Annotated in this window: 12 protein-coding genes and 1 riboswitch; of the genes, 7 read left to right on the forward strand and 5 right to left on the reverse strand. The window is 66.1% G+C overall.

What is annotated here, in order from left to right:
- Positions 1–10: 10 nt before the first annotated feature.
- Positions 11–1,675, reverse strand: a complete 1,665-nt coding sequence (gene ettA / locus ACVOME_RS12555) for an energy-dependent translational throttle protein EttA (protein ID WP_005415249.1) — start codon at positions 1,673–1,675, stop codon at positions 11–13.
- Between the two features lie 251 nt (positions 1,676–1,926).
- Between ettA and ACVOME_RS12560 the strand changes: the two genes are divergently transcribed.
- The 5 genes from ACVOME_RS12560 (at position 1,927) to ribD (ending at position 6,307) form a co-directional block, all read left to right on the forward strand.
- Complete coding sequence (locus tag ACVOME_RS12560; protein WP_065175826.1) at positions 1,927–2,406, forward strand: RcnB family protein; 480 nt, start codon at positions 1,927–1,929, stop codon at positions 2,404–2,406.
- Between the two features lie 146 nt (positions 2,407–2,552).
- Complete coding sequence (glyA, locus tag ACVOME_RS12565; protein ID WP_065175825.1) at positions 2,553–3,806, forward strand: serine hydroxymethyltransferase; 1,254 nt, start codon at positions 2,553–2,555, stop codon at positions 3,804–3,806.
- Between the two features lie 82 nt (positions 3,807–3,888).
- The gene (locus ACVOME_RS12570) at positions 3,889–4,323 is read left to right on the forward strand and encodes a hypothetical protein (RefSeq protein ID WP_197600899.1); all 435 of its coding nucleotides are present in this window, start codon (positions 3,889–3,891) and stop codon (positions 4,321–4,323) included.
- Positions 4,324–4,538: 215 nt separating this feature from the next.
- On the forward strand, positions 4,539–5,060 hold the full coding sequence (gene nrdR, locus ACVOME_RS12575) for a transcriptional regulator NrdR (protein ID WP_053518899.1): 522 nt from the start codon (positions 4,539–4,541) through the stop codon (positions 5,058–5,060).
- 161 nt (positions 5,061–5,221) lie between these two features.
- Positions 5,222–6,307, forward strand: a complete 1,086-nt coding sequence (ribD, locus tag ACVOME_RS12580) for a bifunctional diaminohydroxyphosphoribosylaminopyrimidine deaminase/5-amino-6-(5-phosphoribosylamino)uracil reductase RibD (protein ID WP_481505145.1) — start codon at positions 5,222–5,224, stop codon at positions 6,305–6,307.
- Between the two features lie 45 nt (positions 6,308–6,352).
- Here ribD and ACVOME_RS12585 read toward each other — a convergent pair whose 3' ends face one another.
- From ACVOME_RS12585 to ACVOME_RS12600, 4 genes are all read right to left on the reverse strand, one after another.
- On the reverse strand, positions 6,353–7,003 hold the full coding sequence (locus ACVOME_RS12585; protein ID WP_481505146.1) for a hypothetical protein: 651 nt from the start codon (positions 7,001–7,003) through the stop codon (positions 6,353–6,355).
- A gap of 167 nt (positions 7,004–7,170) precedes the next feature.
- Positions 7,171–8,055: a hypothetical protein gene (locus ACVOME_RS12590; protein ID WP_481505147.1), complete on the reverse strand. Its 885-nt coding sequence runs from the start codon at positions 8,053–8,055 to the stop codon at positions 7,171–7,173.
- A 140-nt stretch (positions 8,056–8,195) separates the two neighbouring features.
- The gene (locus tag ACVOME_RS12595) at positions 8,196–9,065 is read right to left on the reverse strand and encodes a hypothetical protein (RefSeq protein ID WP_481505148.1); all 870 of its coding nucleotides are present in this window, start codon (positions 9,063–9,065) and stop codon (positions 8,196–8,198) included.
- A gap of 128 nt (positions 9,066–9,193) precedes the next feature.
- On the reverse strand, positions 9,194–9,817 hold the full coding sequence (locus ACVOME_RS12600) for a hypothetical protein (protein ID WP_053518907.1): 624 nt from the start codon (positions 9,815–9,817) through the stop codon (positions 9,194–9,196).
- Positions 9,818–10,054: 237 nt separating this feature from the next.
- Positions 10,055–10,200: riboswitch (FMN riboswitch) on the forward strand.
- 74 nt (positions 10,201–10,274) lie between these two features.
- Here ACVOME_RS12600 and ACVOME_RS12605 point away from each other — a divergent pair.
- Together ACVOME_RS12605 and ribB are read left to right on the forward strand one after the other, a co-directional pair.
- Positions 10,275–10,886, forward strand: coding sequence for a riboflavin synthase (locus tag ACVOME_RS12605; protein WP_481505149.1), 612 nt, complete (start codon positions 10,275–10,277; stop codon positions 10,884–10,886).
- Positions 10,883–11,983, forward strand: a complete 1,101-nt coding sequence (gene ribB, locus ACVOME_RS12610) for a 3,4-dihydroxy-2-butanone-4-phosphate synthase (protein WP_065175819.1) — start codon at positions 10,883–10,885, stop codon at positions 11,981–11,983. Before ACVOME_RS12605 ends, ribB begins: the two co-directional genes overlap by 4 nt.
- The last annotated feature ends 140 nt before the right edge of the window (positions 11,984–12,123 follow it).

A 12,123-nucleotide genomic window follows, 5' to 3' on the forward strand; every position in this document is an offset into this window, starting at 1 on the left:
TCCTGTTGCGTTACTTCAGTGCCTTGAAGCGCAGGCGCTTCGGCGCAGCGTCATCGCCCATGCGGCGCTTCTTGTCTTCCTCGTACTCGCGGTAGTTGCCCTGGAAGAACTCCACGTGCGAGTCGCCTTCGAAAGCGATGATGTGCGTGGCGATGCGGTCCAGGAACCAGCGGTCGTGCGAGATCACGAAGGTGTTGCCCGGGAACTCCAGCAGCGCGTCTTCCAGCGCACGCAGCGTTTCGATGTCCAGGTCGTTGGACGGTTCGTCGAGCAGCAGCACGTTGCCACCCTGCAGCAGGGTCTTGGCCATGTGCAGGCGGCCACGCTCACCACCGGACAGCGAGCCGACCATCTTCTGCTGGTCCTGGCCCTTGAAGTTGAAGCGGCCGATGTAGGCGCGCGACTGGATCTCGATGCCGTTGATGTTGAGGATGTCCAGGCCACCGGCGATTTCCTGGAAGACGTTGTGGTTGCCTTCCAGCTTGTCGCGGCTCTGGTCCACGTAGGACAGCTGCACGGTCGGGCCGATCACGATCTCGCCCGAATCCGGCTTCTCCTGGCCGGTGATCATCTTGAACAGCGTCGACTTGCCGGCGCCGTTCGGGCCGATGATGCCGACGATCGCGCCCGGCGGAATCAGCATCGACAGGTTGTCGATCAGCAGGCGGTCGCCGAACTTCTTGGACACGTTCTTGAACTCCATCACCATGTTGCCCAGGCGCTCGCCCGGCGGGATGAAGATTTCGTTGGTCTCGTTGCGCTTCTGGTAATCCTGCGACTGCAGCTCTTCCAGGCGGGCCAGACGGGCCTTGCCCTTGGAACGGCCGCCCTTGGCGTTCTGGCGCGACCACTCCAGTTCCTTCTGGATCGCCTTCTGGCGGGCCTTTTCCTGGTTTTCTTCCTGCTTCAGGCGCTCATCCTTCTGCACCAGCCATTCGGTGTAGTTGCCCTTCCACGGAATGCCACGGCCGCGGTCCAGTTCCAGGATCCACTCGGCGGCGTTGTCCAGGAAGTAGCGATCGTGGGTAACGGCCACCACGGTGCCGGTGTAGCGCGCCAGGAACTGTTCCAGCCATTCCACCGACTCGGCGTCGAGGTGGTTGGTCGGTTCGTCCAGCAGCAGCATGTCCGGCTTCTGCAGCAGCAGGCGGCACAGCGCGACGCGGCGCTTTTCACCGCCGGACAGGTTGGCGATCTTGGCATCCCACGGCGGCAGGCGCAGCGCATCGGCAGCCACGTCCAGCTGGTTTTCCAGGGTGTGCGCGTCGCCGGCGGCCAGGATCGCCTCCAGGCGCTCCTGTTCCTTGGCCAGCGCGTCGAAGTCGGCGCCTTCCTCGGCGTAGGCGGCGTACACCGCCTCCAGCGCAGCCTGGGCCTGCAGCACTTCGCCCACGCCTTCCTCGACCGACTCGCGCACGGTCTTGTTCGGGTCCAGTTCCGGTTCCTGCGCCAGGTAGCCGACCTTGATGCCCGGCTGCGGGCGTGCCTCGCCCTCGAAATCGGTATCCACGCCGGCCATGATCTTCAGCACGGTCGACTTGCCGGCGCCGTTCAGGCCCAGCAGGCCGATCTTCGCGCCCGGGAAGAAGGACAGCGAGATGTCCTTGATGATCTGCCGCTTGGGCGGGACCACCTTGGACACGCGGTTCATGGTGTAGATGTATTGCGAGGACATGAGGTCTCCGTAGGCGCGACCCTGCGCCCGACCGTCACGGGAGGTTTCCCGGTGCGGCAGCGGGCACAGACTTGAATGGAATACCGCCAATTATAGCCGGAACCGGTTACCCGCCGCGCCACGGGGAGCCGGCCGGGCTGGCCGCGGCCTGAATCGCCGTCACAGTCCTGAAGCGGGAAGCGTTTCCAGCCGGAAACGGTTCAGATCCGGTGCGCAATATGGGGTCACCACCACCCAAGCAGAGGTCTGACATGCGCATCAATCGAGTAATGGCCGGAGCCGTGGCCTCTGTGCTGGCGCTCGGCGCGGTTGCCCCGGCATTTGCCGACGACGACCATCGCGGCCGCGGTCACGACCGCCGCGAGTGGCGGGAGGATCGTCGCGAGTGGCGACAGGACCGTCGTGACTGGGAGCGCGACCGCCGTGAGGCCCGGCGCGATTACCGGCAGGACCGCCGCGAGTGGCACCGTGACCATGACCGCTACTACCGCCCGGCACCGCCGCCGCGTGTGGTCTACCGCCCTGCCTACGGCCCCGGCTATGGCTGGAAGGTGGGGCACCGCTACCGCGACTACTATCGCGGCCCGATCTACGTGGTGAACGACTATCCGCGCTACCACCTGCGCCGTCCGCCGCATGGCCACCACTGGATCCGCGATGACCGCGGCAACATGCTGCTGGTGGCCATCGCCACCGGCGTGATCGCCCAGTACGTGCTCAGCAGCCGCTGAGGACCCCGCAACATCACTCGGAACCATACGGGGCCGGATTCCTTCGAGGGATCCGGCCCCGTCCGTTTCGGCCCCAGCCGGCCGGTGCGGGGCTACAATCAGGGGCTGAGCCGTACACCCCCTTTCCCTGCCTGCTGGAGTACCCGATGTTCCCGCGTGACGTCCGCATCGAATCCTACGATCCCGAACTGGCCAAGGCCATCGCCGCTGAGACCCAGCGCCAGGAAGACCATGTCGAGCTGATCGCCAGCGAGAACTACACCAGCCCGGCAGTGATGGAAGCGCAGGGCAGCCAGCTGACCAACAAGTACGCCGAAGGCTATCCGGGCAAGCGCTACTACGGTGGTTGCGAGTACGTGGACATCGCCGAGCAGCTGGCGATCGACCGCCTCAAGCAGCTGTTCGGCGCCGACTATGCGAACGTGCAGCCACACAGCGGCTCGCAGGCCAACCAGGCCGTGTACTTCGCGCTGCTGCAGCCGGGCGACACCATCCTCGGCATGAGCCTGGCCCACGGCGGCCACCTCACCCATGGCGCCAAGGTGAACGCCTCGGGCAAGCTGTTCAACGCCGTGCAGTACGGCGTGAACGACCAGGGCCTGATCGACTACGACGAAGTCGAGCGCCTGGCCCTGGAGCACAAGCCGAAGATGGTCGTGGCTGGCTTCTCGGCCTACTCGCAGGTGATCGACTGGGCACGCTTCCGCGCCATCGCCGACAAGGTCGGCGCCTACCTGTTCGTCGACATGGCCCATGTCGCCGGTCTGGTCGCCGCCGGCGTCTATCCGAGCCCGCTGGACCACGCCCACGTCGTCACCTCCACCACCCACAAGACCCTGCGCGGCCCGCGCGGCGGCATCATCGTCGCCAAGGGTGCCGATGAGGACCTGGTCAAGAAGCTGCAGTCGATCGTGTTCCCGGGTATCCAGGGCGGTCCGCTGATGCACGTCATCGCCGGCAAGGCGGTGGCCTTCAAGGAAGCGCTGGAACCGGCCTTCAAGACCTATCAGCAGCAGGTGGTGAAGAACGCCCAGGCGATGGCGAGCACGCTCATCGCGCGCGGCTACAAGATCGTCTCCGGCGGCACCCAGAACCACCTGATGCTGGTGGACATGATCGGCAAGGACGTGTCCGGCAAGGACGCGGAAGCGGCACTGGGCAAGGCGCACATCACCGTCAACAAGAACTCGGTGCCGAACGACCCGCGTTCGCCGTTCGTGACCTCGGGCCTGCGCCTGGGTACGCCGGCGGTGACCACCCGTGGCTACACCGAGCAGGACTGCGTGGATCTGGCCAACTGGATCGCCGATGTCCTCGATGCGCCGAACGATGACGCCGTGATCGCCCGCGTGCGCGATGCCGTCAGCGCGCAGTGCCGCAAGTACCCGGTCTACGGTTGATCGGCTGATGGGGTCGGATCCCGTCCCGCAGGGGAAGGGCTCCGACCCCGGCCCAGGGAGAGCAACGCGCATGGATGAGCGTATGGATGAACGTCTGCACAAGCGCCTGCACCTCGTGCAGGCCCTGCTGTTCGGGCTGCCAGGCGTGCTGCTGGGAGGCACCGTGGCCTTGGTGGGCGTGTATTCCGGCCTGATGCAGGAAACCCGCCTGCCGAGCCGGCTGCTGCTGGTGTGCTGGGGCACCGCCGGGGCGCTGGGCATTGTTGCCTGGTTGTACATCGGCGCCGGTTTCCTGCTGCAGGGCCGGTCTGGCCTGCAGGCAGTGGGCCGGGTGTGGTGGGCGTTGCTGGCGCTGGGCGCGCTGGCAGCAGTGCCCGCCGTCGTGCTGGGGCTGGTGGTCGGCCTGACCGAACGCATGGAGGGCTTCAGCCTGTTGCTGTTCGGCCCGCCGCTGTTGCTGCCCGCGGCGCATCTGGCCTGGCTGCGCTGGCGGCCTGCTCACCTTCCGGGCGCCTGACTTTTCAGGCAAGTCGCATGGTGGTGTAGGGATGGCATGTCCAGCCTCACGCATCAGGGTGTTTCTGAGTATCTGGGTGCATCTGGGACGGCTGCAGGGTTGCCCTTGACGAGGGACCGTACAGCACATGAAATTTGCCGGAAAGCCCCTTCTCAGGTACCTTTGCGACGCTGCCATGACCGTGGCATTAGGTTGTCCCCTGAGCCAGGCGTTCCATGTATTGCCCCTTCTGCCAACATGCCGATACCCGGGTCATCGACTCGCGCGTCTCTGAAGACGGCGCGACGATCCGCCGTCGGCGTGAGTGCGAGGCCTGCAACGAGCGCTTCAGCACCCTGGAAACCGTCGAACTGAAGCTGCCGGCCATCGTCAAGAGCGATGGCACCCGCGAGGCCTTCGACCAGCGCAAGGTACGCGCCGGCTTTGATCGCGCGCTGCAGAAGCGTGCCGTGCCGGAAGACAAGATCGAAGCGGCGGTGCGTGCGGTGGTCCATCAGTTGCGCCTCAGTGGCGAGCGTGAAGTGCCTTCGATCAAGGTGGGCGAGTTCGTGATGAACGAGCTGCGCAAGCTCGATCACGTGGGGTACGTGCGATTCGCTTCGGTCTACCGCAGCTTCGAGGATGTGGCCGATTTCCGCGAGGAAATCGAAAAACTCGAACGCGAGCTGCCGGCCAGCACCGAACAGCTGCAGCTGTTGGGCGATGTGATCGCCCTGGCCAAGAAGAAGAAGGGCTGACCGCCTCTGCCTGGTTGGGTGCCAACCCTGGTTGGCACTGATGGCGCATCCACTGGTGGGTGCCAACCTCGGTTGGCACCGATGGCCGCATTCACTGGTGGGTGCCAACCTTGGTTGGCACCGATGGCATGGATCAACACCGGCAGCGTTACCATGGCCAGATGACCACCCCATTCTCCGTACTCGACCATCTGCACATGGCCAGCGCGCTGCGCCTGGCCGAGCGCGCCGCCTACACCACCCGCCCCAATCCGATGGTCGGCTGCGTGATCGCCCATGGTGAACGTGTGGTCGGGCAGGGCTGGCACCAGCGTGCCGGTGGCCCGCATGCCGAAGTATTCGCGTTGCGCGAGGCCGGTGATGAGGCGCGCGGTGCCACTGCCTACGTCACCCTTGAGCCCTGCGCGCATTACGGGCGCACACCCCCCTGCGCACTGGCACTGATCGAGGCCGGTGTATCGCGTGTGGTCGCTGCGCTGCGTGATCCCTTCCCGCAGGTCGATGGCGGCGGATTCGACCTGCTGCGCGGCGCCGGCATCGAGGTCGCCGAAGGGCTGATGGCGGCGCAGGCACGCGAGCTCAACAAGGGCTTTCTGTCACGCGTGGAGCGCAATCGCCCGTGGCTGCGGGTGAAGCTGGCCGCCAGCCTGGACGGGCGTACGGCGATGGCCGACGGCACGTCCAAATGGATCACCGGAGCTGCGGCGCGCGAAGACGTGCAGCACTGGCGTGCACGCGCTGGCGCGATCCTGACCGGTGCCGATACCGTCCTGGCTGATGATCCGATGCTGACCGTGCGCCTGGCCGATGCCGAGGTGATGCCGCCACTGCGCGTCGTGCTCGATTCGCGCCTGCGTTCCCTGCAGTGCAGCCGCGTGCGCGAGGGTGGGGCACCGACGCTGTACCTGCATGATGCGGCGGTCAGTGCACCCGATGCAGCCGATGCCGAATTCGCCAGCGTGCCCAGTGCCGACGGCCGTCTCGATCTTGGCGCGATGCTGACGCTGCTGGCCGGGCGCGGCATCAACGAAGTGCATACCGAAGCCGGCGCTACGCTGGCCGGTGCGCTGCTGCGCGGCGGTTGGGTGGATGAGCTGCTGCTGTACCAGGCGCCCACCCTGCTGGGGGACCGCGCCCGCCCGCTGCTGGCCGGACTGGGCATCGAGGCGATGCAGCAGCAACGCCGGCTGCGCGTGGTCGAGCAATGCCAGGTAGGTGAGGACCTGCGCCTGCTGCTGCGGCCGTAGCATTGGCAGGCGGCGGACGAGACGGACGCGCGGTAGCCGGGGTGCTCAGTCGTGGAGCAGGCTTGGGAGAACATCCCCCGTGATACGCCGGTCCCATGCCTCGAACGGCAGCAATGTCAGCAGAATGGCCTGGTACAGCGGGTCTGAACGTGCCTCATGCACGTCGCCATGGCGATAGGAGGACCACCCCACCACATGGGTGCGATGCAATGCCGCCGGCGCACTGCGAAGGTGGACGGCGTAGGCGCTGAAGAACACATCGCTGTGCTGCGCCTGCCCGCCGGGCCCGGCCTGGCGCAATGCCCGGTAAAGCGCGAACGTGGGCGCCGGGTCGGGCAACGCGCAGGCGAGCATGAATCGACCAATCTCGGGACTGCCCAGCGGCAGGAACGCCTCGGCGCAGGTGGCCGTCGACAGTCGCGCCAGCAGTGCATCGGTGACATCCTGCATCACCGACGCCGAGGGCGGCACGATCTGCTGCTGCCGCAGCCAGGTGGGCAGATCATCGAGGCTGCGCTGCCAATCGATTCCGTTGCGAGGAACAGCGGCAGCGTCCCACAGGGCCAGCTGGTCGCGCGCAGCCGGATCGTGCTGGAGGACAACACGCGCCCGCAGCGTGTACTCCTGTTCCGGCGTGTGTGGCGCGGCAATGCACACGCCGGTGAACAGACAGGACAGAGCGGCGAGCAGGCGCATGTATGGGGCCGGGAAGGTGCTGCAGGATCGGCCCCGGCATCCTGTGAAGCAATGCAACAAGTTGCAAACGGGGTCATGCAGCGCATGTCCCCGCTGCGATGCCATCATCACGCGATCAGGTGCATTCGAGTGTCGTCGGGCGTGGCCCGGCGCTACCACTTAGCGGCTCAGGTGCATTCGTCGGTCCACATCATCTCGGCCAGCGGGCGCAGTGCCTTGCACTCCTGCGTCATCTCCTCGACCGACTGCACCTGCGCTTTGGCCTTCAGCTCTTCGGCCATCGCGTCCACGCCGCTGATCTGGTCGGGCGCGATCTTCGCCACGCAGGCGCGGTGCTGCTGCAGCAGCAGGTCGCAGCCCGGTATGCCGGTCACTTTCGGCGCGTTGGCCGCCTGCGCGTCCTGCATCCAGTCCTCGAACGGTGCCAGCGCACCGGCCACGGTGCCCACCAGGTCATCGAAGTTGCCGCTGTACCAGTAGCCGTTGTCCTTGGCCGGGTAGAGGGTGAAGGTGCCGCTGACCGGCACGCGTGCACCACTCTGCAGCGCCTGGGTGTAGGCGTCGGTGAACTGCTTGCGCGAGGCCGGGCTGGCATGGTCGGCCAGGCTGGCGGCGAACAGCGGGCGGACCTTGCCCAGGTCGGGCACCTGGCAGGTGTAGGTGATCCGCGCCAGCTTCTGGTCTTCAACGTATTCGTTGTCTTCGATCACGCTCTGGGTTGCGCGGCACTTCGAATCACGCAGCGCCTTGGCGTACAGCGCTTCGGTGGCCGCAGCGTCGACCTTGGCGCCGGTGCTGGCCAGTACCGTCTGCCAGGGTTCGGCCAATGCCTTGGCCAGCGCGCCCGGGTTCGGGGTCACGGCGTCCTGGCCCTCGAACGCCGGCTTCAGCGCGTCGTTGAGTGTGCGCGTGGCGGTCGCGTCGTCTTCCAGCAGTACGCGGGAATAGAGATCGAACGTCTGTTCGGGGCTCAGCTGCGTCGAGGCGGCGCTGGCGAACAGGGGAGCGCACAACAGTGCAGTGGCCAGCAGGGAGCGCAGGGGGGTCTTCATGACAGTGATTCCGGGTCCATAGGCGGGCAAGCCTAGCGCATTTTCCGCTGTTGCCGCAGGCAGAAGAACGGGCCACTTGCGGGGGCGTTCGACCGTACGACGAGGATCGGGGAACGCGCTTCAGGCGGGTGACCACGTGGTCATCGTCGTGGCAGCGTGTTGTCGAACGTGGCTGACCACTGATCACGGTAGGCGTCATGGATCGCCCTGCAGTATCTCATTGAAGATTCCCGACCCAGCATGTTCAGAAGCTCCGCCATGCTTTCATGAAGCGCTGCGCCCCGCTGGCGTGGGTCGTCCGGATAGTGGCGTGCTGCGAATTTCATCTGTGCGTCCAGCATGAGATCACACGCTGGAATGCCGGAGAATACAACGACGGACTCAGCATCGATCCGTTCGTCCCACTCCTTGAAGGGGAGCAATCGCTCAAACAGCGCGGGGGCAAGATCGTCCAAGGTGCCGCCCATCCATGGGCCAGGACTGCCGAGACGGTAGAACGCGGCTTCCGCCTGGTGGATGCGGTCGGGTGCGTCGCTGATAATCGCAGCGTACTGATCGAGGAAGGCCGCGAATCGCTCTTCATCCTTGTCCGGATGGAAATACCTGCGGTTCTCGCGGTAAACGTCAAAGGCCGCCGATACGTCCGGGAGCAGGCATTGATAGCGTACCTCGTGATGATCTGATGTGTCGCGTTTCACGGCCTCGATCCCAGTGATCTCGCAACGGATGCGCTGGATGCGTGCATGTATTGCCTCGGTTGCCGCCGCACTGAACACTTTGTCCAGACCTCCAAAGGCATACAGCCGGTACGTGCTGGATGCGATGTGATGGTGGTGGTCAGCGTCCGCCGTCTCCAGGCTGCGCCTGAGGATGTCCCGGGCTCGACCATCATTGTGGGCAATGACCTGGATATACGCATCAAACGTTGCTTCCAGTGAAAGCGCGGCGGGTTCTGCTGCGCGCGTGGCAAACGGTACGGACAGCAACAGGGCAAGGACAGGTTTCAGCACGGCATGGACAGGAACGCGTGAGGGGCCCAGAGGATCGGGCTTGCCGGCTCGGCAATCCATGCAACCTGTCCGAAAAAAAAACGGGCCCCTTGCGGGGCCCGTTCGATCGCACGACGAGGATCGGGCAATCAGAAGCTGGCGCGGACGCCGGCCGAGAACTGGGTGACATCGCGCTGGCCGGAGACTTCTCCCACCAGGCCCCAGGTCGGGGTGAAATTGATCTGGCCACCGACGGTGCCGACCCAGGTGCCCTTGAAGTCGTTGCCGCCATCCATGTAGCCGGCCTTGGCCCACGCTTCGGTCTTCGGCGAAGGCTTGCCACGCACGCCCATGGTGGCGCGGGCCAGGTTGGTGTGGTCCTTCAGGTGTTCGCGGCCGAACAGATCCGATTTCACGGTCAGCTCGGCGTTCTGGCGCACCCAGGCGATGTCGGCGGTGTAGTCCAGGCGGTCCGTCCACGGCATGTGGTAGCCGATGCCCAGCTCAGGCTGGTCCAGTTCGAACTTGGCCGACGCACCGGTGAAGTGGTAGCTCTTGCTGGTACGCGACCAGCTGCCGAACACGTGCACCTGCTCGGCCAGCGCGAACGAACCGCGCACGTAGCCGCCGTCAAGCTTCGGGTCGTTGAAATCGCTGTCGTCGGTCTTGACCTGGGTCCAGCCACCTTCGACGTAGGTGTAGCTCAGCCCTTCGGCGGCCGAGGCCAGCGGAGCGACGGCCAGCAGGCTGGCGATGATCAGGAGCTTGCGCATGGGAATTCCTGTGAATTGCAGTCCATTGGCGGGCGCGCCGGAGGCGCAGCCCGTGGCGACCTCATGTCGTCCGCGGCGAATTTTAATGAAAGTTTTACAAAATGCGAGAGACAGCCGTCACAGGCTGGGCAGGCTTGGGGTCAGATCCGTTTCCCGCCGGGAAACGGATCCGGCCCCGGGCGTCCCACCCCGTTCAGCCCGGGCTGGTACACTGACCACGCCGGTTCGCCGGTATACAAACGTCTTCAGGGCGGGGTGCAACTCCCCACCGGCGGTAGGTGCGCAAGCACGAGCCCGCGAGCGCCCCGGCCCACGGCCGGGGGTCAGCAGATCCGGTTCAAGGCCGGAGCCGACGGTCATAGTCCGGATGAAAGAAGACGGTGCCACAGGGCTCATGCCCTGCGCGTGCCTGTTTGCCTTGCGGCGTTTTTCGCTCACATCCTGCGGAGAACGTTACTTGTTTACTGGAATCATCGAAGGCGTCGGCCGTCTGGCCGCACGCGAGTCCATCGGCGGCGATGTCCGCTTCACCTTCAATGTCGGCAACCTGCCGTTCGACCACGTGCAGATGGGCGAGAGCATCGCCATCAACGGTGTCTGCCTGACGGTCATCGCATTCGACGCCAACAGCTTCCAAGCCGATGCCTCCACCGAAACGCTGGGCCTGACCACGCTGGGCCGACTCGAGCAGGGCGCGGTCATCAACCTCGAGCGTGCCATGCGCCCGACCGATCGTCTGGGTGGGCATCTGGTCAGCGGCCACGTTGATGGCCTGGGCCAGGTGCTGTCCATCCACGATGACGCGCGCGCCCAGCGCTGGCGCTTCGCCGCGCCGGCCTCGCTGCTGCGCTACATCGCCAAGAAAGGCTCGATCTGCGTGGACGGCGTCAGCCTCACCGTCAACGAAGTGGACGAGGAAGGCTTCGAGGTCGCGCTGATCCCGCATACCGTGGCCAACACCGCCTTCTCCGCCTCCGGCGTGGGCAGTGCGGTGAACCTGGAAATCGACCTGGTCGCCCGTTATGTCGAACGTCTTGTTGGCGGGCACCTGCAGGGAGATGCAGCATGAACTTCGCGTCGATCCCCGAGATCCTGGAAGACATCCGCCAGGGCCGCATGGTCGTCATCGTCGATGACGAGGACCGCGAGAACGAAGGCGACCTGATCATGGCTGCCGAGCTGGTCAAGGCCAGCGACATCAACTTCATGGTCACCCACGGCCGTGGCCTGGTGTGCCTGCCGTTGACCCGCACCCGCGCCGCCGACCTGGGCCTGGCGCCGATGGTGCAGGCCAACACCGCGCAGTTCCAGACCAATTTCACCGTCAGCATCGAAGCGGCCGAGGGCGTGACCACCGGCATCTCCGCCCATGACCGCGCGCATACCATCCGCACCGCGGTGAAACCCAACGCGCGGCCATCGGACCTGCACCAGCCCGGCCACATCTTCCCGCTGATCGCCCAGCCGGGCGGCGTGCTGACCCGCGCTGGCCACACCGAAGCGGGTGTGGACCTGGCCATGCTGGCCGGGCTGGAACCGGCCGGCGTGCTGGTGGAGATCCTCAACCCGGATGGCAGCATGGCGCGTCGCCCGGAGCTGGAAGTGTTCGCCCGCGAGCACGGCCTGAAGATGGGCTCCATCGCCGACCTGATCGCCTACCGCCTGGCCACCGAGAAGACTGTCGAACGCGTCGATGAGCGCGACATCGATACCGAGTTTGGCCCGTTCAGGCTGGTGACCTACCGCGACCGCATCGCCCACGACCTGCACTTCGCCCTGGTCCGCGGCACTCCCGACGCTGGCACGCCTACCCTGGTGCGCGTGCAGGTGGAGAATCCGCTGGCCGACCTGCTGCACTGGCGTCGTGACGATTTCGGCGTGGCCGCCACCGACGCGCTGCGTGCGATCGCCGCCGAAGGTGCCGGCGTGATGGTGGTGCTGTCGGCGCCGCGCGATGGCGAGGCGCTGCTCGCCCGCCTGCGCCAGCAGCCCGCACCGGTGGTGCCGGGCAAGGACAAGGATGTGGGCCAGTGGCGCCGCAATGGCGCCGGTGCGCAGATCCTGTCCGATCTGGGGCTGGGCAAGCTGCGCGTGCTGGGCACGCCGCGCCGGCAGATCGGCCTGGCCGGCTATGGCCTGGAAGTGGTGGAGACGGTGGCCCTGTAACGGTCGCCCCGTGGGGTCGGAGGCCGCGGTGCGGGATCCGACCCCGGTAGCGGCGGGCCCAGCCCCGCCGGGGGCCGGCCCCCCCCCCCCCCCCCCCCGGGCCCCCCACCCCAGAAAAAAACCAAAAAAAGACACCCCAC

The organism is Stenotrophomonas sp. STEN008 (assembly GCF_056760435.1).